Genomic DNA, 21,753 nt, shown 5'->3' with positions numbered 1-21,753 from the left:
AAACCCGGGGGAACCCATGCTGAGTGGACTAGAGGCGGCCTTTTTCTACCTCTTCGCCTTTGTCGCGGTGGCGTCGGCGTTCATGGTCATTTCGTCGCGCAATCCCGTGCATTCCGTGCTGTTCCTGATCCTGACCTTCTTCAACGCCGCCGGCCTGTTCATGCTGACCGGCGCCGAGTTCCTGGCGATGATCCTGCTCGTCGTCTATGTCGGCGCGGTCATGGTGCTGTTCCTGTTCGTCGTCATGATGCTCGACGTCGATTTCGCCGAAATGAAGCAAGGCGCCCTGCAATACGCGCCGATCGGCGCGCTGGTCGGGCTGATCCTGGCGGCGGAGCTGATCGTCGTGCTCGGCGGCTATACATTCGCGCCGCAACTGGCCTCGACGGTCTCAAAACCCATTCCGGACCTAGCCGCGCGCTCGAACACGGCAGCACTCGGCGACATCCTCTATACCGACTACCTCTACTACTTCCAGATCGCCGGTCTCATTCTGCTGGTCGCCATGATCGGCGCCATCGTGCTGACGCTGCGCCACAAGCCGGGCGTCAAGCGGCAGTCGATCGCCGCCCAGGTCGGCCGCACGCCGGCAACGGGAATGGAAATCCGCAAGGTCAAGACGGGCGAGGGCATCTGATATGACCGTCGGCATCGCACATTATCTGACCGTATCGGCGATCCTGTTCACGCTCGGCGTGTTCGGCATCTTCCTCAACCGCCGGAACATCATCGTCATCCTGATGTCGATCGAGCTGATCCTGCTCGCCGTCAATATCAATTTCGTTGCTTTCTCGGCAGCACTCGGCGATCTCGTCGGCCAGGTGTTCGCGCTGTTCGTGCTGACGGTCGCGGCGGCTGAAGCCGCAATCGGCCTCGCCATTCTCGTCGTCTTCTTCCGCAACCGCGGTTCGATCGCGGTCGAAGACGTGAACATGATGAAGGGTTGACGGAACCACCATGTATCAGGCCATCGTCTTCCTTCCGCTGCTCGGCTTCCTGATCGTCGGCCTGTTCGGCACGTCGCTCGGCGCCAAGGCGTCCGAATACATCACTTCCGGCTTCCTGGTGATCGCGGCGCTGCTGTCGTGGGTGGCCTTCTTCTCCGTCGGTTTCGGTGAGGGCGAAGTGTTCACCGTGCCGGTGATGCGCTGGATCCAGTCGGGCGGGTTGGAGGCCGCATGGGCGCTCAGGATCGACACGCTGACGGTGGTGATGCTGGTGGTCGTCAACACGGTGTCGGCGCTGGTCCACATCTACTCGATCGGCTACATGCATCACGACCCGAACCGGCCGCGCTTCTTCGCCTATCTGTCGCTGTTCACCTTCGCCATGCTGATGCTGGTGACGGCGGACAATCTCGTGCAGATGTTCTTCGGCTGGGAAGGCGTCGGCCTCGCCTCCTACCTGCTGATCGGATTCTGGTACAAGAAACCCTCCGCCAACGCGGCCGCGATCAAGGCCTTCGTCGTCAACCGCGTCGGCGATTTCGGCTTCGCGCTCGGCATCTTCGGCGTCTTCGTGCTGTTCGGCTCGGTCAATCTCGGCACCATCTTCGCCAATGCGGCGACGTTCATTCCGGCCGAAGGCGCGCCGCAGGGCGCGGCCGTGCTGACCTTCCTCGGCTATGCTCTCGACAAGCAGTCGGCGATGACCGTCGTCTGCCTCTTGCTGTTCATGGGCGCCATGGGCAAGTCGGCGCAGGTGCCGCTGCACACCTGGCTGCCGGACGCCATGGAAGGACCGACACCGGTCTCGGCACTCATCCATGCCGCCACAATGGTGACGGCGGGCGTGTTCATGCTGGCGCGGCTGTCGCCGCTGTTCGAACTGTCGCATTCGGCGCTGACGGTGGTCACTTTCATAGGCGCCTTCACCGCCTTTTTCGCGGCGACCGTCGGCCTGGTCCAGAACGACATCAAGCGCGTCATCGCCTATTCGACATGCTCACAGCTCGGCTACATGTTCGTGGCGCTCGGCGTCGGCGCCTATGGCGCGGCGATCTTCCATCTGTTCACGCATGCCTTCTTCAAGGCGCTGCTGTTCCTGGGCTCCGGCTCGGTCATCCATGCCGTCTCGGACGAGCAGGACATGCGCAAGATGGGCGGCCTCAGGACGCTAATCCCGAAGACCTATTGGATGATGGTGATCGGCACGCTGGCGCTGACCGGCGTCGGCATTCCGGTGACCGTCATCGGCACCGCCGGCTTCTTCTCCAAGGACGCGATCATCGAAAGCGCCTTTGCCGCGCACAATCCGGTCGCCGGCCTTGCCTTCGTGCTGCTGGTCGCCGCAGCCTGCTTCACCTCGTTCTACTCCTGGCGGCTGATCTTCATGACCTTCCATGGCAAGCCGCGAGCGAGCCACGAGGTGATGCACCATGTCCACGAATCGCCGCCGGTGATGCTGGTGCCGCTGTTCATCCTTGCGGCGGGCGCACTGTTTGCCGGCATCATCTTCCACAGCGCCTTCATCGGCGAGGGCTATGCCGAATTCTGGAAGGCGTCGCTGTTCACACTGCCCGACAATCGTATCCTGGATGACATCCACGAATTGCCGCTGTGGGTGAAACTGGCGCCCTTCATCGCCATGCTGATCGGCTTCGCGATCGCCTGGCAGTTCTATATCCGCGCGCCGGAAATGCCGAAGACCCTGGCGGCGCAGCATCGCGGGCTCTACGCCTTCCTGCTCAACAAATGGTACTTCGACGAGCTCTACGACTTCCTGTTCGTGCGCCCGGCAAAATGGCTCGGCCGCTTCCTGTGGAAGACCGGCGACGGCGCCATCATCGACGGGCTCGGGCCTGACGGCATTTCGGCGCGCGTCGTCGACGTCACCAACCGCGTCGTCAAGCTGCAGACCGGCTACCTCTATCACTATGCCTTCGCCATGCTGATCGGCGTTGCCGCACTCGTCACCTGGATGATGCTCTGATGACCGCCGCGCCAATCCTTTCGCTGGTCACCTTCCTGCCGCTGGTGGGTGTGCTGCTCATCCTTTTCGTGCGTGACGACAGCGAGAATGCGCGCCGCAACATCCGCGCCATCGCGCTGTGGACGACGAGCATCACCTTTGTCGTTTCGCTGTTCATCTGGATCGGTTTCGACAATTCTCAAGCCGGCTTCCAGTTCGTGGAAAAATTCGCCTGGCTGGACTCCGGCATCTCCTATCATATGGGCGTCGACGGCATCTCCATGCTGTTCGTCATCCTGACCACATTCCTGATGCCGCTCTGTATTCTGGCTTCCTGGAAATCGATCGAGAAGAGCGTCAAGGCCTACATGATCGCGTTCCTCCTGCTGGAAACGCTGATGATCGGCGTGTTCTGCGCGCTGGACATCGTCTTGTTCTACGTCTTCTTCGAAGCCGGCCTGATCCCGATGTTCATCATCATCGGCGTGTGGGGCGGCAAGCGGCGCGTCTATGCCTCGTTCAAGTTCTTCCTCTATACGCTGGCCGGTTCGGTGCTGATGCTGCTCGCCATCATGGCGATGTTCTTCCAGTCCGGCACCACCGACATCCCGACGCTGCTGACGCATAATTTCCCGGCCAACATGCAGACCTGGCTGTGGCTCGCCTTCTTCGCCTCCTTCGCGGTGAAGATGCCGATGTGGCCGGTGCATACCTGGCTGCCCGACGCCCACGTCGAGGCACCGACGGCCGGCTCGGTGATCCTGGCCGCCATCCTCCTGAAAATGGGCGGTTACGGCTTCCTGCGTTTCTCGCTGCCGATGTTCCCGCTGGCGTCGGAGATGTTCGCGCCGCTGGTGTTCACCCTCTCGGTTGTCGCCATCATCTACACCTCGCTGGTGGCGCTGATGCAGGAGGACATGAAGAAACTGATCGCCTATTCGTCGGTCGCCCATATGGGCTTCGTCACCATGGGCATCTTCGCGATGAACCAGGAAGGCGTCCAGGGCGCGATCTTCCAGATGCTGTCGCACGGCCTCGTCTCCGGCGCGCTGTTCCTGTGCGTCGGCGTCATCTACGACCGCATGCATACGCGCGAGATCGACGCCTATGGCGGGCTGGTCAACAACATGCCGAAATACGCCACGGTGTTCATGATCTTCACCATGGCCAATGTCGGCCTGCCCGGCACCAGCGGCTTCGTCGGCGAATTCCTGACCATGCTCGGCGTGTTCCGGGTCAACACCTGGGTGGCGTTCTTCGCCGCCACCGGCGTCGTCCTGTCGGCGGCCTATGCGCTCTGGCTCTACCGCCGGGTGATCTTCGGCGCGCTGACCAAGGACAGCCTGAAGGGCCTGCTCGATCTTTCGGCGCGCGAGAAGGTGATCATCTATCCGCTGGCCGTGCTGGTCATCTTCTTCGGCGTCTATCCGGCGCCGGTCTTCGACGCGACGGCCGAATCGGTCAAGGCGCTCGTCACCAATGTCACCGCATCCATCGGCACCGCGCAGACCGCGGCGGCGAACTGACCAGGGGTTTTGCGAACCATGACGCCGGACCTTCTCTCCAGCCTGTCGCTCTCGACGCCAGAGCTGATCCTTGCCATCGGCGCCTTGGCGCTGCTGATGGTGGGTGCCTATTCGCGCACGAACAACACCACCACGGTGACCGGTCTTGCCGTTGTCATCCTGGTGGTCGCCGGCGCCTGGGTGATCTTTTCCGCCGGACAGGGCAGTGCCTATGGCAACGCCTTCATCCAGGATTCCTTTGCCCGCTTCATGAAGGTGCTGGCGCTGATCGGTTCGGCGGTGACGCTGGTGATGTCGATGCGCTTTGCCAAGGCCGAGCATTTCGACAAGTTCGAGTATCCGGTGCTGATCCTGCTGTGCACGCTCGGCATGATGCTGATGATCTCGGCCAATGGCATGATCGGGCTCTATCTCGGCCTCGAACTGCAATCGCTGGCGATCTACGTGCTGGCGGCGATCAACCGCGACAATCTGCGCTCGACCGAGGCCGGGTTGAAATATTTCGTCCTCGGCGCGCTGTCGTCGGGCATGCTGCTTTACGGCATCAGCCTCGTCTACGGTTACACCGGCAACACCGGCTTCCAGGAGATCGCCGCAGCACTTGGCAGCGGCGAGCGGCAGCTTGGCCTCGTCTTCGGCCTGGTCTTCGTGCTGGCCGGCCTCGCCTTCAAGATATCGGCGGTGCCGTTCCACATGTGGACGCCGGACGTCTATGAGGGCGCGCCGACACCGGTGACGGCCTTCCTGGCGGCGGCGCCGAAGATGGCGGCGATGGCCCTTTTGGTGCGCGTCACCATGGGGGCGTTCAAGCCGATTGCGTCCGACTGGCAGCAGATCATCGTCTTCATCTCGATCGCCTCGATGGCGCTCGGCGCCTTCGCGGCCATCGGCCAAACCAACATCAAGCGGCTGATGGCCTATTCCTCCATCGGCCATATGGGCTACGCGCTGGTCGGCCTTGCCGCCAACAGCCAGGCTGGTGTGCGCGGCGTCGCCATCTACATGCTGATCTATCTGGTGATGACGCTCGGCACCTTCGCCTTCATCCTCGCCATGCGGCGCAAGGAAGGCAATGTCGAACGGATCAGCGATCTCGCCGGCCTGTCCTCGACCAATCCGGTCATGGCGACGATCCTGACCATCCTGATGTTCTCGCTGGCCGGCATTCCGCCGCTCGCCGGCTTCTGGGGAAAGTGGTACGTGTTCCTCGCCGCCATCAACGCCAATCTCTACGCGCTGGCGATCATCGGCGTTCTGGCCTCGGTGGTGGGTGCCTATTACTATCTGCGCATCATCAAGATCATGTGGTTCGATGAACCGGTCGGCGGCTTCGTGCCGATGGCGAGCGAGTTGCGTGTCGTGCTCGGCGTCAGTGGCGCCTTCGTGCTGTTCTACGTGCTGATCGGCGGACCGATCGGCACCTATGCCGAAGCCGCCGCAAAGACCTTCTTTTAGACGGGATGGCATTTCGGCTGGCTCCAACCGCGGCGTCGGACGGCTTCCGGCTCGAGGCGCATGACACGGTCGGTTCCACCAATGCGCTGGCGCTGGATCATGCGCGAGCGGGCGATCCCGGCAAGCTCTGGGTCGTTTCAAAGAAGCAGGAAAGCGGGCGTGGCCGGCGCGGCCGGATCTGGGCGACGCCCGAAGGCAATCTGGCGGCGACGCTGCTTGTCGTCACCAATGCCGAACTTCGCCTTGCCGCAACCCTCGGCTTCGTCGCCGGACTGGCGCTGGCCGATGCGCTCGACGCCGTCGTGCCGAAGGGCAGGATCTCGATCGGTCTCGACGGCGCCAGCGAGGGGAAAAACCGTTTCGAGCTGAAATGGCCGAACGACGTGCTCGCTTCCGGCGCCAAGCTTGCCGGCATCCTGCTGGAATCGGCGATGCTGGATGGCGGCCGTTTCGCGGTGGCGGTCGGCATCGGCGTCAATGTGGTGGCATATCCCGAGGATTTGCCTTATCCGGCGACATCGCTCAGCGCGCTGGGTGCTGCTTGCGATGCCGAGACGTTGTTTCTGGCGCTGTCGGATGCCTGGAGCGAGAATGCGCGGCTGTGGAACGACGGGCGCGGGCTGTCAGCCGTCAGGCAACGCTGGCTGGCGCGCGCGGCGGGACTTGGCGGGCAGGTTGCTGTCAGAATTGACGGTAATGTGGTGCGCGGCACGTTCGAGACCATTGACGAGGACTGCCGTTTCGTGATCCGCGACGATGAGGGTTCGGTTCTGACGATCGCCGCCGGCGATGTGCATTTCGGCGCGGTTGCGTCGGCCGGGGTCTAACAGGCTTGGTCTAACAGGCTTGGCCTAACCGGCCAGGAAGGGAAAAAACATGGCGAAAGCGGAAAACGCCGAACTCGTCTTCGTGCCGCTCGGCGGCGTCGGCGAGATCGGCATGAACTTCGCCCTCTATGGCTACGGGCCGGCCAATGCGCGCGAGTGGATCGTCGTCGATGTCGGCGTGACCTTTCCCGATGCCAGCCTGCCTGGCGTCGACCTGGTGCTGCCCGACACGCGCTTTATCGAGGAGAATCTCGCCAATCTGCGCGGCATCGTCATCACCCACGCGCACGAAGATCACTACGGCGCGCTGCTCGACATCTGGCCGAAGCTCAAGGCGCCGGTCTGGATGACGCCGTTCAGCGCCGGATTGCTGGAAGCCAAGCGGCAGGGCGAGCAAGGGGCGCCGAAGATCCCGTTGACGATCTACCGGGCCGGCGAAAAATTCACCGTCGGCCCGTTCGAGATCGAGGCCATCCCGGTGGCGCACTCCATTCCGGAGCCGATGTCATTGGCGATCACCTCGCCGGCCGGCACCGTCATCCACACCGGCGACTGGAAGATCGACCCGGAGCCGACCATCGGACCGAAGACCGACGAGGCGCGCTTCCGCGCCTATGGCGACAAGGGCGTGCTGGCGCTGATCTGCGATTCCACCAATGCGATGCGGGAAGGGGAGTCGCCGTCGGAAGTGGCGGTGGGCGAGGGCCTCAAGGGCGTCATCCAGAACGCCAAGGGCCGTGTTGCCGTCACCACATTCTCCTCCAATGTCGGGCGCATCGTCTCCATCGCCAAGGCGGCGCGCAACGCCGGTCGCCAGTGTCTGGTGCTCGGCCGTTCGTTGAAGCGCGTCATCGATGTGGCGGGCGAACTCGGCTATATGGACGGGCTGCCCGAATTCATCGCCGAGGAGGATTACGGTTTCATCCCGCGCGAAAACCTGGTCATCATCTGCACCGGCAGCCAGGGCGAGCCACTGGCGGCACTCGCCAAACTGTCGCGCGACGAGATGAAATCGGTGTCGCTAACGGCTGGCGATACGGTGGTATTTTCCTCGCGCACCATACCCGGCAACGAGAAAGCGATTCTCGAGATCAAGAACCGCCTGATCGACCTAGGCATGAAGATCATCGAGGACGGGGACGCGCTGGTGCATGTCTCCGGCCATCCTCGCCGCAACGAATTGCGCAAGATGTATGAATGGGTGCGCCCGCGGATCGGCGTACCCGTGCATGGCGAAGCGGCGCATCTGGTGGCGCAGGGCTCGCTGATGTCGATGTCCGGCATCGGCCAGGTGGCGCAGGTGCGCGACGGCGACATGCTCAGGCTCTATCCCGGTGCCGCCACGATCATCGACCAGGTGCCTTTCGGCCGCGTCTACAAGGACGGTCGCCTGATCGGCACCGACCAGGCGATGGGCATTCGCGACCGGCGCAAGCTGTCCTTTGCCGGCCATGTCGCGGTCAATGTCGTGCTCGACGACAAATATGAGCTCGCCGGCGATCCCGATCTGGTCGCCATCGGCGTCGCCGAGGCCGATGCCAGCGGCGAAACCCTGGAAGACCTGATGCTCGATGCGGCAATCGGCGCCGTGGACTCCATCCCCCGTCAGCGCCGAAAAGACCTGGACCTCGTGCAGGAGGCGGTGCGCCGTGCCGTGCGCGGTGCCGCCAACGAAGCCTGGGGCAAGAAGCCGCTGGTGACGGTGTTTGTCACAAGATGAGGGAGTAGGGGAGTAAGGCAGTAGGGGAGTGGGGAAGGAGGAAGTAGGAGCGCAAACAGTCTGCACTTCTCGATCCTGTTTTGCCCTACTCCCTTACTGCCCTACTCCCTTCTCCCCTAACCTGGGAGCCCTTATGCTCGGACGCCTGAACCATGTCGCGCTTGCCGTGCCGGATCTGGCCGCGGCGATCGCGGCCTATCGCGATACGCTCGGCGCTCGGGTGACGGCGCCGCAGGCGCTGCCGGAACATGGCGTGACCGTGGTGTTCGTCGATGTCGGCAACACCAAGATCGAACTGCTCGAGCCGCTCGGCGAGGGCTCGCCGATCGCGGCGTTTCTTGAAAAGAATCCCTCGGGCGGCATGCATCATGTCTGCTACGAGGTCGATGACATCCTGGCCGCGCGGGATCAGCTCAAAGCCAGCGGCGCGCGTGTGCTGGGCGACGGCAACCCAAGGACCGGCGCGCATGGCAAGCCGGTGCTATTTCTGCATCCCAAGGATTTCTTCGGCACGCTGGTCGAACTGGAGCAAGCATGAGCTGGGTTTCGTTCATCGCCCTGTTCTTCGCCACCTGGTGGGTCGTGCTGTTCGCCGTGCTGCCGTTCAGCATGCGGACACAGGACGAAGACGATGACGTGACGCTGGGCACGGTTCCGAGCGCGCCGCGCGGACCGCATATGCTGCGCGCCGCGTTCAGGACGACCATCGCCACGCTGATCCTCATGGGCATCTTCTACGGCATCACCAGAGGGCTGGGACTCGGCATCGACGACATCCCGCACATCGTGCCGGATTTCAGCCAGAGCCCTAAGCATTAGCATAGCCGGCAAGGCTCTTTCCGCTGTCCTGAAGGCGAGCGCCGCTGATGCATGTCGCCCAAAAGTGCGCAGCGGTTTTGGGACCACGACATGCACAAACAAAGACCGAAAGCGCGTCGACCGAATCCGTTTCAACGCGACGCGCTTTCGGCGCCGAAAAACAAAGCCGGCTTCCGGATTTGTCGTGCTGCCGCGAGCGCGCGTCGTGCCAAAAGGATTCATGTTACGCGCGTCAATTTCTTGTTTTATGCGCGTTAGCCGGGTAACCTCGCGCCGGGCGCATGGGCGTACTTTGAGCGACATGCGTGGGACAAAGCAGTATGGCAATAAGCTGTGCTAAGCAGATGATTGCACAAAAAAAATGCAAGGCACGAGGCCTTGCAATTTAAACGCGTCCGATCTGTTTCCGGTATCCGGCGGCAGCGAGTAACCGCGCCTAGATCGCATCCTCCCAAGACTTTGACCGCGTAGGAGAGCAGATTATTCTCCGCCCTCTCGGTTATCAGGGCACACTAGCCTAAGGCAGGTGAAATTGTCACGCAGAATTTTGCCTCGAAACAGGCAATCTCGTGCTGCACTGCACAATAGTGTGGCAGGCGTTGCTTGCGAAACGACCAGCAAGGCTTAATGCGACACCGCCGCACCCGTCGCAGCGCCATTTCGACGCCATGGGCCGGGTTTCCATTCCGTCATGAAATAGCTATGAAGCCGGGGCAAGCAAGCCAGCGCCGCGCCGATTCCGGTGCGGCAATCCTCTCTCACGGATCAGTCCATGCGTTTGTCGCGCTATTTCCTGCCCATTCTCAAAGAAAATCCGCGCGAGGCCGAAATCGTCTCGCATCGGCTGATGCTGCGCGCCGGCATGATCCACCAGCAGGGGCAGGGCAGCTTTTCCTGGCTGCCGCTCGGCAAACGCGTGCTGGACAAGGTCTGCCGGATCATTCGCGAGGAGCAGGACCGTGCCGGCGCGCTCGAAATCCTGATGCCGACTATCCAGTCGGCCGAGTTGTGGCGCGAAAGCGGCCGCTATGAGGACTATGGCAAGGAGATGCTGCGCATCAAGGACCGGCAGGACCGCGACATGCTCTACGGTCCGACCAATGAGGAAATGGTCACCGAGATCTTCCGCTCCTATGTCAGGTCCTACAAGGACCTGCCGATCAACCTCTATCACATCCAGTGGAAATTCCGCGACGAGGTGCGGCCGCGCTTCGGCGTCATGCGCTCGCGCGAGTTCCTGATGAAGGACGCCTATTCCTTCGACCTCGACTATGAGGGCGCCAAGGCAGCCTATAACAGGATGTTCGTGTCCTATCTCAGGACGTTCACGCGCATGGGCCTTCAGGCCATTCCGATGCGCGCCGACACCGGGCCGATCGGCGGCGACCTCAGCCACGAGTTCATCATCCTGGCCGACACTGGCGAGAGCCAGGTCTTCTGCCATCGCGACTATCTTTCGCTGGATGTGCCGGGAGCGAATACCGACTTTTCGAACGACGCCGAGATTGCCGGGATCGTCAAGACGTGGACAACGCCCTACGCGGCGACCGACGAAATGCATGACGAAGCGGCCTGGGACAGGCTCGCCGAGGGCGACCGCGTCTCGGCGCGCGGCATCGAGGTCGGGCATATTTTCCATTTCGGCGACAAATATTCCAAGCCGATGGGTGCCAAGGTAACCGGACCCGACGGCAAGGACCATTTCGTCTCGGGGGGCTCCTACGGCATCGGCCCGTCACGGCTGGTCGCGGCCATCATCGAGGCCAGCCATGACGACAACGGCATCATCTGGCCCGAGGCGGTGGCGCCATTCGACATCGGCCTGATCAACATGAAGGCCGGCGACGCCGACTGCGACCGGGTCTGCGATGAGCTTAATTCAGCTTTCACCGCAGCGGGCAAGGATGTGCTCTACGACGACACCGACCAGCGGCCGGGCGGCAAGTTCGCCACCGCCGACCTGATCGGCCTGCCCTGGCAGGTGATCGTCGGGCCGCGCGGCGTTGCCGCCGGCGAGGTCGAGGTCAAGAACCGCAGCAACGGCGAGCGCGAGACGCTGCCGATCGCGGATGTGAAAAAGCGTTTCGGTATCGCCGCATGAGCGAGGCGGCAGCAGCGACACCCACGGCCGCCGGGCCTTTTTCCGTCTTCGAGCGCATGGTGGCGTGGCGCTATCTGCGCTCGCGCCGCAAGGAGACGGTGATCTCTGTCATCGCCTCAATCTCCTTTCTCGGCATCATGCTGGGCGTCGCCACGCTGATCGTCGTCATGGCTGTCATGAACGGGTTCCGCGCCGAGCTCCTGACGCGCATCCTTGGCGTCAACGGCCATCTGATCGTGCAGCCGCTGGATATGCCGCTGGAGGACTACGCGCAGGTCGCCAGCCGCATCAACGGCGTGTCCGGCGTCAAATACGCCATTCCGCTGATCGACGGGCAGGTGCTGGCGCAAGGCAATATCGGCGGCGGCACTGGGGCGCTGGTGCGCGGCATACGCGGCGAGGATCTGGGCAAGATCTCGATCGTCGCCAACAACATCAAGCAAGGCTCGATCGTTGGCTTCGACACAGGCGAGGGCGTCGCCATCGGCAGCCGCATGGCCGAGAATCTCGGCCTCGTGCTTGGCGACACCATCACGCTGATCTCGCCCGACGGCGACGTCACGCCGCTCGGCACGACGCCGCGCATGAAGGGCTATCCGATCACGGCGATCTTCGAGGTCGGCATGTCGGAGTATGACAGCTCCATCGTCTATATGCCGTTTTCGGAAGCGCAGCTCTATTTCAACATGGACGGCCGCGCCCAGACGATCGAGATCTATGTCGACAATCCCGACAATGTCGACGCGCTGAAACCGAAGGTCGAGGAGGCCGCCCAGCGCCCGGTCAGTCTCGTCGACTGGCGGGAGCGCAACAAGACGTTCTTCGATGCGCTGCAGGTCGAGCGCAACGTCATGTTCATGATCCTGACGCTGATCGTGCTGGTGGCGGCGCTCAACATCATTTCGGGCCTGATCATGCTGGTGAAGGACAAGGGCCACGACATCGCCATCCTGCGCACCATGGGCGCCACGCGTGGCGCGATCCTGCGCATCTTCCTGATGACGGGTGCCGCGATCGGCGTGGTCGGCACCATCGCCGGCGTGCTGCTGGGCGTTGTCATCTGCCTCAATGTCGAGCGCATCCGCCAGTTCTTTTCCTGGCTGGCCAATGAGCGGCTGTTCAATCCCGAGCTTTATTTCCTCAGCCAGTTGCCGGCCCGCATGGACGCCAGCGAGACGATCTCCGTGGTGCTGATGGCGCTGGTGCTGTCGTTCCTGGCGACGCTGTTTCCGGCATGGCGCGCGGCAAGGCTCGATCCGGTCGAAGCGCTGAGGTACGAATGATGGCCGAGGCCATTATCGAGCTGAAGAGCGTCGAGCGGCACTATGTCCAGGGGCCGCGCAAGCTGACCATTCTCAACGGCGCCGATTTTTCACTGAGGCGCGGCGAGATCGTGGCGCTGGTGGCGCCTTCGGGCACCGGCAAATCGACGCTGCTGCACACCGCCGGGCTGCTGGAACGGCCGGACGCCGGCGACGTGATCCTGGCCGGACGCGCCTGCGGGCGGCTCTCCGATGACGAGCGCACGGCGATCCGCCGCAACGATGTCGGCTTCGTCTATCAGTTCCATCATCTGCTGCCGGAATTCTCGGCGCTGGAAAACATCATGATGCCGCAGCTCATCAAAGGGCTGGCGCCGAAGGAGGCGGCCGAGCGGGCGGCGCAACTGCTCGACTACATGCAGATCGGCAAGCGGGCGCAGCATCGCCCGTCGGAACTCTCCGGCGGCGAGCAGCAGCGCGTCGCGATTGCGCGCGCCGTCGCCAACGCCCCGCTGGTGCTGCTTGCCGACGAGCCGACCGGCAATCTCGACCCAGTCACCGCTTCCTACGTGTTCGAAGCGCTGCAGGCGCTGGTCAAGCAATCGGGCCTGGCGGCGCTGATCGCCACCCATAATCACGAGCTGGCCTCGCGCATGGATCGCCGCGTGACGCTCGCCGACGGCAAAGTGGTCCCGCTTTAGGGCGTGTTGATATTCAGCCGGCTTGCGAACGGCGATCTTGCGCTGCCGGCCTTCGCCGGCCGTAGCCTTCACAAGCACCTCCGCCCTATGAAGGCTACGTCCGGCGTAGGCCGGTTCTCGGAGCTCACCGTTCTCAGCTCGGCCTGACCTCAATCTCAACACACCCTGGCGACTGTCTGTCAGCCTGCTGCCCTACCGCATTTTCCACATGCGTTCCGGTACGAACGAGCGGCGATCCGCCGTCTCAACCTTTTCTTAACCCTGCCGATTTGATCGCCCGAAATTTTGCGGCACGCCGGTTTGTGGTCGTTGACACTCGAACAAAATTAGAACAAAATTAGAACATACCAACAACAGGAGAGAGTTATGGCCGATCTTGTTCAGGATGTCGTGTCGCTTGTGTGCATGAGTACGTTTCTCATTTCCATGGCGATCTGGATCGGAGCGATGTGAGGGTCAGACTTCGGCTCTGAACTCGTCTGCAAGTTCATAGTGTTCGACACTTACCGACTCGATGAAGACGCGGGCCTCCTCGGGCAGTTTGAGCGGCTGGCGCCAATCGTCGCCGATAACGGCTTGGATCGCGGATATGCTTTCCCAAATCTGGACCATGCAACGGGTACGGTCACCGCTATTGGGAAGCGGCTTCCCGGCATAGAAAGCGATGAGACCCTTCTGCTCGCGTAACCATGGATGACTCTTCGTGAAAGCGAATTCCCTGAATTCCGCCTCCTTGCCCGCAACGACAGTGCAGCGATAGACGCGCATGATCATCTTACGTGCCTCTACCGTCCATCCAACGGTATGCGCCACATTGCTTGATTTCGGTCTGATACGCAATTGACCCTAAATGCGCGTCGCGTTTGAACGATTCATGCGACACTTAAGGCGGGCAGGAGGGCGCTGTTCCGTTAAGCCTTTCTTGCCGCCATGGCACTAGGGTACCCCTTGCTTTGATGCATGTCATTGTCCCAAACCGCTGGCGCGACGTGCATTAGGACCGGGAGTACATCCAAGTGTCGCCCATCGTCACGGCCATTCTCGTGGCCAGCAATCTCGGACTGATCTTTCTGCTGCTGAGCGTGCCGCTCGGTTTGCGCACGGTCAGGTTCAGCCGGCTGGTGGCGGCGGACCGGCGCCGCCTCTGGCAGGCGCTATGGCCGCTTGGAAGCGATGCCGGCTGGTCGGGCGATATCCTTTCCGCCGAGGCGCTGGACGATCAGGGCGCGGCCCGTATCGTCCTGTCCTGGGAAGGGCGCGATGGCCAGCCCATCGAGCGCAAGGTTCTGCTAAGGGATGTCGTGGAAGAGAGCCGGTTTTCCATGCGGGTCGTCGACGACACGTCGCTCGACGCCTCCTTCTGGGCGGACTATCGCACCACCACCGAACTCGTTGCCGAAGGCAAGTTCACGCGGGTTGTCCTCAGCCAGACCGATCGCTATCGCGGCATCGCCTTTCCCGTCTTTCGCTATTTCGCCATGCGCCGCGAACTCGGCAAGCTGGATGTCTGGGCCAGGACCGGTCGCTATCGCAAGGGCGGCTGGTTCGAGCATCCGGTCAGCCAGGTAGGCTTCGCGGTGCTTTCGGCACTCATCCTGTGGCCGTTCTTCGGGTTGAACCTTGGCGGCCTGGCGCTGGCCGCGATCCTGACATCGGTGGTTGCCCTGCATGAGCTCGGGCACATGGCGGCGTTCCGGCTGATGGGCCATCGCAAGGCGCGGATGATCTTCATCCCGCTGCTCGGCGGCATCGCCATAGACGGGCGACCCTATGACAGCCGTTTCGAGGTGGCTTTCGTGGCGCTGATGGGCGCTGGCTTCTCGGCTTTCCTGGTGCCATTGCTGATCGCTGCCAGCGCGCTTGCCAGTGGAGAGGGACACCGGCTCGCCGCGGCACTGCTGGCGACGCTTGCCGGCTGCTCTGCGCTGTTCAACGTCGCCAATCTGGTGCCGGTGTGGAAATTCGATGGCGGCCAGGTGCTGCGCCAGATCTGCCCCGGTCCGATCGCACTGGCGCTGGCTTCGTTTGTCCTGCTTTCCGCCTTCCTGGCGCTTGGCTGGCGGGCCGGCTTCTCGCACGGCTTCCTGTTGGTAGCAGGGGCTGTCTTTGCCATCCTCAGCCTGCTGACGATGGGCAGCGCGGTGAAACCGCGTCATGAGTTGAAGCCGATCCGCACCTTCGATTGCTTTGTCATGGCCGGCGCGCTGCTGGCGGTGTTCGCCATCCATGGCTATGGGGTTCTGTGGGCATCCGACCGGCTTCTCGGCTGGGGCCTGACCTGAACCTCAAAACACCCCAATCCAGCTAAGTATTCAGCCGGCCTTGCGAGCCGCCTCGACCGGCAAAGGCGCGGCCGGGCCGAACACATTCTCGAAAGCCGATCTCAGCGCCAGGTCAAGATCGGCCATTGTTACGGGAAGGCCGAGATCGACGAGGCTGGTGACGCCGTGATCCGCGACGCCGCACGGCACGATGCCGCTGAAATGGCCGAGATCCGGCTCGACATTGATGGCGATGCCGTGAAAGCTCACCCAGCGCCGCAACCTGATGCCGATGGCGGCGATCTTGTCCTCGGCGGGCGAGCCGTCCGATAAGGCGGGGCGATCCGGCCGCACCACCCAAACGCCGACGCGGTCCTCGCGGCGTTCGCCACGCACATCGAAGGCAGCGAGCGTGCCGATGATCCATTGTTCGAGCGCCGCGACGAAGGCGCGGACGTCCTCGCGCCGGCGTTTGAGGTCGAGCATCACATAGGCGACCCGCTGGCCCGGCCCGTGATAGGTGTATTCGCCGCCACGTCCGGCCGCGAATACCGGGAAACGGTCCGGCTCGATCAGATCCTCGACATGGGCGCTGGTGCCGGCTGTGTAGAGCGGCGGATGCTCGACCAGCCAGACCATCTCGCCGGCAGCACCACTTCTGATCGCTTCAGCACGAGCCTCCATGAACCGAAGCGCGTCGAGATAGGCGGTAAGGCCAGGTTCGATCCGCCATTCGACCGGCGCCGAACCGGGCAGGGGAAGGAATGACGTGGCGATCTGGCTGCGTTCTGTCATGGCGTGGTCGTTTTTTGTTTGTGCATGTCGTCGTCCCAAAACCGCCTTGCACTTTTGGGCGACATGCATTCGCCCCTCATATGGCCGCAATCGGCCGAAACGTCCAGTTCGGAGCGCGTTTCAGCCTTCTCGACCGATGTGCCAATTCCCGGGCGATTATTGCGCGACGCGCCCTTGTTTCGCTGGAAACGATTTGCTACACGCCGCGAGCCGGTTCGTTCCGGCTCCTACCACGTGCGGTCGTGGCGGAATTGGTAGACGCGCAGCGTTGAGGTCGCTGTGGGGCAACCCGTGGAAGTTCGAGTCTTCTCGACCGCACCACCCTTCGCTCTTCGAGCTTCGGGTGGCAGGCCACCTGAAGGCCGTTAGACGAAGGAGTGTCCTCCGAAGCCTTGGCGTAGGAGGACCGTCGTGTTCACGCGGCCTTCTTTGTCCGCGCCAGCGTTTCGGCCATTCTCGCGCGATGGCGCTCGTCAGGCGCGGGTGCTGTGCAAGCCGTCTTATGATGGCTGGACGCCTGGTCCGTTCGGCAGGTCGACGGTAACGACGAGCCCGCTTGGCCGGTTGTCTTGCAATTCGATCTTGCCGCCATGGCCCTGGATGATGTCCGCGACGATCGAGAGGCCCAGGCCGAAGCCATGCTTTGACGCAATGCCGCGTGACGTGTCCTCCTTGAAGAAGGGTTCGAAGACATCGGTGCGCGCCGCCACTGGAATCCCCGGACCATCGTCGCCGACCGCGATGCGCGCCACCGTGTCGGTCTGCGTCAATGCGACGGTGACATGGCTGGCGAATTTGACCCCATTGTCGCAGAGATTGGTAATCGCACGCGCCAGCGCATTGGGTTTGCACCAGCCGAGAAGCCGGTCCGGTCCGGAATACGAGACCGAAAACCCGACGTCGGAGAATTCGGCGCAGACGGTTTGCAGCACGCTGGCAATGTCGGCGCGTTGCAACTTCTCCGTCGAAACGTCGTTGCGCAGATAGGTCAATGTCTCGTTGATCAGATCTTCGATATGCTGAATATCGGACAGCATCGCGGTGCGGGTGGCGTTGTCGTCCATGCGCTCGGTGCGAAGCCGCAGCCGCGTTAAAGGCGTGCGCAGATCGTGGCTGACGCTGCGCAGCATGCGGGTGCGGTTTTCGATCATCGTCCGGATACGTGTTCTCATCCGGTTCAGCGCCCGCGCCAGGCCAATCATCTCGATGGAACCGCGTTCGACGAAGAGCTCGTCGCCATTCTCGATCTCGGCCGACCCGACGGCCGTCGAGATGCGTTTCAACGGGTCCGTTACGGTCCATACCGCAAAGAGCCAGATCAGCGTGGGCAAGGCGATGAAAGCCATGAACTTGTAGAACAAGGAGCGGACGAGATCTGACGTCAGTAAGGTATCGGGTACTCCGAAGTGAGCCAGGATGGTCTGCCGATCCAGGCCGATGACAAACGCGGATTGGCCATCGACAGTCAGCCACCGCCCGTCAATCGGCCTGTCTTCGAACCCGATAAGCCATTCGATGTTTCGCCACTGCACATAGGAATATGGAATACTGTCGATCCGTTCCTTCGAAAGTATCTTGAAATCCAGGCCCGTACGAGCCGTCGCCGCCAGGATCGCGTCGCGAGCCTCCGCCGGTGCGTCGCGCAACAAGCCGGCAACCACGCTGGCTCGTACGACACTGTCGTCGATAGCCGGCAGGTCGATATTCCTCGTAAAACTTTCGATGACCGATCCGGTGGACATGATCACAAACACCGCGACGAGAATGATCGCCGTGAGCTGCCCGCGCACTGACTGCGGCAGGCTGCGGCGGATGAAATTCCTCATGCTTCCTCCACTGTCGCGGTGAAGATGTAGCCGCCCAGCCGAACAGTCTTGAGAAGCACCGGATCGCGCGCATCCTTTTCGATCTTCTGGCGAATACGGCTGACATGGACATCGACGCTTCGTTCGATCGGGCCGGCGAGCCCGGCATGAGTTACGCCGAGAAGCTCCTCGCGCGACAGAACCCGGCCTGCGTTACGGCAGAACGCGAGCAGCAGGTCGAATTCATGTGTCGTGGTCGAGACCCGCGCATTGCTCGGATCATGCAATTGCCGACGGATGGGGTCGAGGCGCCAGCCGTTGAAGAGAAGCACCCTCGACCAATCCCGCTCGTCGGGAGCGTAGGCGGTGCGGCGCAGCAGCGCCCGTATCCTGGCCGTCAGTTCGCGCGCGCTGAACGGTTTCGTCACGTAGTCGTCCGCGCCGATCTCCAATCCGAAGATACGGTCGATTTCCTCGCCAAGCGCGGTCAGCATCAGGATCGGAACATTCGTTTCCGCGCGAAGACGGCGGCAGATGTTGAGGCCGCTTTCACCAGGCAGCATGACATCGAGCACAATGAGATCGAATTTCTGGCTGCGAAGCGCGGCATTCATCCGGACGCCATTCTCGGCTATTTCCACGATCATGCCGTTTTCGGTGAGTGTCTCGCCCAGCATGCGCGCGATCTCGGCGTCGTCTTCGACAATGAGGATACGCGAACCTTGCCTTGCCGATTTGGATTCGGCGGCCATCTCGCTTTGGTGCCTTTGCCGTGCGACATTTGCCATTGCCTGACCGGTACCTGTGTGGGCGTCAGAACCGATATCCGACGAGGAGCATTCCTGACGGCTGCACTTTTTCGACGACGATCGGGCTGTCCGCGGCGTCACCCACGAGAACGCCCACCCCCGCTTCGCCGCGCACCATCCAGTTCTGGTTGAGCATATATGTGGCGGAGATCGAAAAATCGGCGCGCTTCAGCCCGGCGCCGGCATCGTAGCGCGCCAGCCCAGAGCGAGCCGATTGTTCCGGCGTGACGCCGAAATACGCCTGCATATGATTTTCGTCGGCGAACACGGCGGAAGCGCTGGCGCCGATCATCAATGATTGCGACAAGGGCTGGTTGACCTCGACCCCAATCCTGCCCACCATGCCGTCGCTGCCGCCGATGGTCTTGTCCAATTGCGCGAAGATTTGAGCCGGGCCGAAATTCACCGCGGCCTTCGCGCCGACGGTTGCGCCCATGTCGACATCCCCCAACCCACGCAGGTGATCGGAGTCGTCTTCCTTGCGGCCCATTTCATAACCAAGCCGCGCGCTGAATTCGAACCGGTCTTGCTTATAGATGGCGATGTTGGCGCCTGTCGGGTCGATCGTCACCACGTCGAGGAATGTCGCCGTGACAAAGGGCACCGGCATGATCTTGAACTTGTCGCTGCCCTCATATTCCGGGACGACGATCGCGCCGCCGCCCAAGACGACATGCCAGTCGGACAGTTTTTGCTCGAAGCGCGCGAAACGGGAAGGTTCGGGCGGCGGCAGGGTGAAATCGTCCGAATTCACCGCAATGGCGTCGGCGGCAAGTGCTATTCCCGGATGCGTTGAAAACAGGATGGCCATCGCTGCAAGGGATGCCCGGCCGGCAAATATTCCACAGTCCATTTTGGCAAACATGCGCGCTCCAGTATAGCGAGGCGATAAGCCCCCGATGCTCTCACCATTTCAGAGGAAAGTGGCCGCATGCGTGAAGTGGTGTTAAGTTTTGTTGCGCAATCGTGGTTTTATCTTGGTGCCGAGGTCACCTTCCTCCCGCCCGGCAATCCAAGTCACATCGGCCTTCGCGCACGGCAGGGCAGGGCGCATTTCGTTTGATATTCCGTGCGTTGCGCGGGCCGGCTCTCGTGCCGAATCTCACCGCCGCTCTATCTTGTGTTTGGCATCGGATTTTCCCAAAACCGGTTTCCACTTTTCGGGATCATGGTCTAGACCTGACAGGCACCTTTTCCGGAATGCTGATGGCGGGAGGCGCTGGTGGAAGGCCAGGACGAACAGAACACCAGAGCCGCTGAGGACGGTCACGCCGATATCTATGGCGAGGACGGCGCCGTCCTGTCGTCGTTTCTGGCGCAGATCGGTGCCGCGATCGCCGATCGCGACACGCTGACGCTGAAGCGCGAAGCCGACGACCTGCACCAGTCGGAACTGGGCGACCTGCTTGAGGCGCTGCATCCCGAGCAGCGCCGCGCGCTGGTCGAACTCCTGGGCGCCGACTTCGATTTTTCCGCGCTGACCGAGGTCGACGAGGCGATCCGCATGGAGATCGTCGACAATCTGCCCAACGAGCAGATCGCGCAGGCGGTGCAGGAACTCGATTCAGACGACGCCGTCTACATTCTCGAGGACCTCGAAAAGGAAGACCAGGACGAGATCCTGTCGCAACTGCCGTTCACCGAGCGGATCAGGCTGCGCCGTTCGCTCGACTATCCCGAAGAGACCGCCGGCCGCCGCATGCAGACGGAGTTCGTCGCGGTGCCGCCGTTCTGGACCATCGGCCAGACCATCGACTACATGCGCGAGGACCAGGACCTTCCCGATCGCTTCAGCCAGATCTTCGTCATCGATCCGAGCTTCAAGCTGCTCGGCGCCATCGATCTCGACCAGATCCTGCGCACCAAGCGCTCGGTCAAGGTCGAAGAGGTCATGCATGAGACGCGGCACGCCATTCCGGCGACCATGGACCAGGAAGAGGCGGCGCGGGAATTCGAACAATACGACCTTCTCTCCGCCGCCGTCGTCGACGAGAACGAGCGCCTGGTCGGCGTGCTGACCATCGACGATGTGGTCGACGTCATCCAGCAGGAAGCCGAGGAAGACCTGTTGCGCATGGGCGGCGTCGGCGACGAAGAACTGTCCGACACAGTTGCTGCGACATCGCGCTCGCGCGTGCCGTGGCTGCTGGTCAATCTCGGTACGGCCTTCATCTCGGCCTCGGTGATCAGCATGTTCGGTGCGACGATCGAGGAAATGGTGGCACTTGCCGCACTGATGCCGATCGTCGCCTCGCTGGGCGGCAATGCCGGCACGCAGACGATGACGGTGACCGTGCGCGCGCTCGCCACACGCGACCTCGATATCTACAATGCCGGCCGCGTCATTCGCCGCGAGGTTATGGTCGGCATGCTGAATGGCGCGATCATTGCGACGATCCTCGGGCTGGTCGCCGGCCTCTGGTTCCACAATCCCGATCTTGGTCTCGTCATTGCCGCGGCGATGATCGTCAACATGCTGGCCGCGGCACTCGGCGGGATCCTTATTCCGCTGTTCCTCGACAAGCTCGGCGCCGATCCGGCGATTTCGTCATCGATCTTCACGACGATGATTACCGACGTCATCGGTTTCCTCGCCTTCCTCAGCCTTGCCACATGGTGGCTGCATCTGGGAGCGGGAGCCGGATAAGGCGGTTCAATTGACTTTTACGTAAATGTCGTGTGAGGTTCAGTCGGGTTGCATGCCGATTCCGGCATGATGGGCTTTGATCGGAGGGAAGGCGACGCCGCATGACGGTGACCGC

Annotated in this window: 20 protein-coding genes and 1 tRNA gene; 16 read left to right on the top strand and 5 right to left on the bottom strand. The window is 62.3% G+C overall.

What is annotated here, in order from left to right:
* Positions 1 to 16: 16 nt before the first annotated feature.
* From MESS4_RS22010 to MESS4_RS21955, 12 genes are all read left to right on the top strand, one after another.
* Positions 17 to 637: an NADH-quinone oxidoreductase subunit J gene (locus tag MESS4_RS22010; protein ID WP_006335670.1), complete on the top strand. Its 621-nt coding sequence runs from the start codon at positions 17 to 19 to the stop codon at positions 635 to 637.
* 1 nt (position 638) lies between these two features.
* The gene (gene nuoK, locus MESS4_RS22005) at positions 639 to 947 is read left to right on the top strand and encodes an NADH-quinone oxidoreductase subunit NuoK (protein ID WP_006335669.1); all 309 of its coding nucleotides are present in this window, start codon (positions 639 to 641) and stop codon (positions 945 to 947) included.
* A 10-nt stretch (positions 948 to 957) separates the two neighbouring features.
* Complete coding sequence (nuoL, locus tag MESS4_RS22000; RefSeq protein WP_006335668.1) at positions 958 to 2,931, top strand: NADH-quinone oxidoreductase subunit L; 1,974 nt, start codon at positions 958 to 960, stop codon at positions 2,929 to 2,931.
* Positions 2,931 to 4,436, top strand: a complete 1,506-nt coding sequence (locus MESS4_RS21995; protein WP_006335667.1) for an NADH-quinone oxidoreductase subunit M — start codon at positions 2,931 to 2,933, stop codon at positions 4,434 to 4,436. The genes nuoL and MESS4_RS21995 overlap by 1 nt, the downstream gene beginning before the upstream one ends.
* Positions 4,437 to 4,454: 18 nt before the next feature.
* Positions 4,455 to 5,891 (top strand): NADH-quinone oxidoreductase subunit NuoN, encoded by a 1,437-nt coding sequence (gene nuoN, locus MESS4_RS21990; RefSeq protein WP_006335666.1) that lies wholly within the window; start codon positions 4,455 to 4,457, stop codon positions 5,889 to 5,891.
* Between the two features lie 5 nt (positions 5,892 to 5,896).
* The gene (locus MESS4_RS21985) at positions 5,897 to 6,718 is read left to right on the top strand and encodes a biotin--[acetyl-CoA-carboxylase] ligase (RefSeq protein WP_006335660.1); all 822 of its coding nucleotides are present in this window, start codon (positions 5,897 to 5,899) and stop codon (positions 6,716 to 6,718) included.
* A gap of 49 nt (positions 6,719 to 6,767) precedes the next feature.
* The gene (locus MESS4_RS21980) at positions 6,768 to 8,438 is read left to right on the top strand and encodes a ribonuclease J (RefSeq protein ID WP_006335658.1); all 1,671 of its coding nucleotides are present in this window, start codon (positions 6,768 to 6,770) and stop codon (positions 8,436 to 8,438) included.
* A 133-nt stretch (positions 8,439 to 8,571) separates the two neighbouring features.
* Positions 8,572 to 8,976, top strand: a complete 405-nt coding sequence (mce, locus tag MESS4_RS21975; protein ID WP_006335657.1) for a methylmalonyl-CoA epimerase — start codon at positions 8,572 to 8,574, stop codon at positions 8,974 to 8,976.
* A complete protein-coding gene (locus MESS4_RS21970) occupies positions 8,973 to 9,257 on the top strand; it encodes a DUF1467 family protein (protein ID WP_006335655.1) in 285 nt (94 codons plus the stop codon). Before mce ends, MESS4_RS21970 begins: the two co-directional genes overlap by 4 nt.
* 772 nt (positions 9,258 to 10,029) lie before the next feature.
* Positions 10,030 to 11,358 (top strand): proline--tRNA ligase, encoded by a 1,329-nt coding sequence (gene proS / locus MESS4_RS21965; protein ID WP_006335653.1) that lies wholly within the window; start codon positions 10,030 to 10,032, stop codon positions 11,356 to 11,358.
* On the top strand, positions 11,355 to 12,641 hold the full coding sequence (locus MESS4_RS21960) for a lipoprotein-releasing ABC transporter permease subunit (RefSeq protein ID WP_006335651.1): 1,287 nt from the start codon (positions 11,355 to 11,357) through the stop codon (positions 12,639 to 12,641). The genes proS and MESS4_RS21960 overlap by 4 nt, the downstream gene beginning before the upstream one ends.
* On the top strand, positions 12,638 to 13,321 hold the full coding sequence (locus MESS4_RS21955) for an ABC transporter ATP-binding protein (RefSeq protein ID WP_198292790.1): 684 nt from the start codon (positions 12,638 to 12,640) through the stop codon (positions 13,319 to 13,321). The genes MESS4_RS21960 and MESS4_RS21955 overlap by 4 nt, the downstream gene beginning before the upstream one ends.
* A 456-nt stretch (positions 13,322 to 13,777) precedes the next feature.
* On the opposite strand, the gene MESS4_RS21950 is transcribed toward MESS4_RS21955, so the two are convergent.
* On the bottom strand, positions 13,778 to 14,095 hold the full coding sequence (locus MESS4_RS21950; protein WP_006335649.1) for a hypothetical protein: 318 nt from the start codon (positions 14,093 to 14,095) through the stop codon (positions 13,778 to 13,780).
* Between the two features lie 242 nt (positions 14,096 to 14,337).
* Here MESS4_RS21950 and MESS4_RS21945 point away from each other — a divergent pair, with 242 nt between their 5' ends.
* Entirely contained in the window at positions 14,338 to 15,603 is a 1,266-nt protein-coding gene (locus MESS4_RS21945) for a site-2 protease family protein (protein ID WP_006335648.1), read from the top strand.
* Between the two features lie 30 nt (positions 15,604 to 15,633).
* Here MESS4_RS21945 and lipB read toward each other — a convergent pair whose 3' ends face one another.
* Positions 15,634 to 16,377, bottom strand: coding sequence for a lipoyl(octanoyl) transferase LipB (lipB, locus tag MESS4_RS21940; protein ID WP_006335647.1), 744 nt, complete (start codon positions 16,375 to 16,377; stop codon positions 15,634 to 15,636).
* A 236-nt stretch (positions 16,378 to 16,613) separates the two neighbouring features.
* Between lipB and MESS4_RS21935 the strand changes: the two genes are divergently transcribed.
* A tRNA-Leu gene (locus tag MESS4_RS21935) sits at positions 16,614 to 16,698 on the top strand.
* 179 nt (positions 16,699 to 16,877) lie between these two features.
* On the opposite strand, the gene MESS4_RS21930 is transcribed toward MESS4_RS21935, so the two are convergent.
* The 3 genes from MESS4_RS21930 to MESS4_RS21920 form a co-directional block, all read right to left on the bottom strand.
* Positions 16,878 to 18,203 carry a HAMP domain-containing sensor histidine kinase gene (locus MESS4_RS21930; protein WP_006335646.1) on the bottom strand — a complete coding sequence of 442 codons (1,326 nt, stop codon included), beginning with the start codon at positions 18,201 to 18,203 and terminating at the stop codon, positions 16,878 to 16,880.
* The gene (locus tag MESS4_RS21925; protein ID WP_081609824.1) at positions 18,200 to 18,934 is read right to left on the bottom strand and encodes a response regulator transcription factor; all 735 of its coding nucleotides are present in this window, start codon (positions 18,932 to 18,934) and stop codon (positions 18,200 to 18,202) included. The genes MESS4_RS21930 and MESS4_RS21925 overlap by 4 nt, the downstream gene beginning before the upstream one ends.
* Before the next feature lie 61 nt (positions 18,935 to 18,995).
* A complete protein-coding gene (locus MESS4_RS21920) occupies positions 18,996 to 19,856 on the bottom strand; it encodes a MipA/OmpV family protein (RefSeq protein WP_006335644.1) in 861 nt (286 codons plus the stop codon).
* Between the two features lie 66 nt (positions 19,857 to 19,922).
* Between MESS4_RS21920 and MESS4_RS35020 the strand changes: the two genes are divergently transcribed.
* Both MESS4_RS35020 and mgtE read left to right on the top strand, forming a co-directional pair.
* The gene (locus MESS4_RS35020) at positions 19,923 to 20,054 is read left to right on the top strand and encodes a hypothetical protein (protein WP_280110244.1); all 132 of its coding nucleotides are present in this window, start codon (positions 19,923 to 19,925) and stop codon (positions 20,052 to 20,054) included.
* Positions 20,055 to 20,213: 159 nt separating this feature from the next.
* Entirely contained in the window at positions 20,214 to 21,638 is a 1,425-nt protein-coding gene (mgtE, locus tag MESS4_RS21915; RefSeq protein ID WP_006335642.1) for a magnesium transporter, read from the top strand.
* Positions 21,639 to 21,753 lie beyond the last annotated feature (115 nt).

Source organism: Mesorhizobium sp. STM 4661 (genome assembly GCF_000359125.1).
GTDB lineage: Bacteria > Pseudomonadota > Alphaproteobacteria > Rhizobiales > Rhizobiaceae > Mesorhizobium.
Note: the sequence above shows the minus strand (reverse complement) of the source record. Positions and strands in the feature narration are given on the sequence as shown.